The organism is Vibrio sp. 1249-1 (assembly GCF_033340495.1).
Window position 1 is genome coordinate 1 of the sequence record NZ_JAWOWJ010001196.1, and the last position, 511, is coordinate 511.

The 511-nt window shown below is 45.4% G+C and carries 1 protein-coding gene; it reads right to left on the reverse strand.

Annotated features, from left to right (window positions below):
• Positions 1-511 (reverse strand): outer membrane lipoprotein-sorting protein (locus R7Z50_RS31230; RefSeq protein ID WP_318150245.1); only part of this gene is annotated, 511 nt, incomplete at both ends.

The following is a 511-nucleotide window of genomic DNA, read 5'->3' on the forward strand; positions in this document are numbered from 1 at the left end:
CTAGTGTTCAATTCTGTGCTTTTGCCAGTTTGGTGATTCGTCATTGCCATGGTATGTGCACGCCAATATTTATCGAGGTACTGCTTATAATTAGCGAAAGTTAGAGTTTTCAATAACGCGCCTTTTCGGTCGTAAAACTCGACTTTGAGAGGGCGATAATGCGCCTTGTCAAGCCATACTACCTGCTTGGTATAACCGGAGTTCTTGTCCGTTGGGATTTGCTCTAGAACGAATACGTCTTGTCCGTTAAACGTCTCATCCTTGAGGTGGTTAAAGCGGTATTTTTCGATTTCAAATGAACTCAAGTCTTCATACGCAAACTCGCTTCCCATAAACGGGCCCGACTTATTACGTGACGAAATTCGCTTTACTCGCTTTAAGGCAGGTAAATACAACCATTGGTCATCCGCACCAATGGTATGAGAATGGTTGAGAAAAGCCGTGCCCGTGACATCCCGAGGCTGGTCAAAAATGGTCAGCCCTTTGTCGCCATCCCCTTCAACTTCGAGAG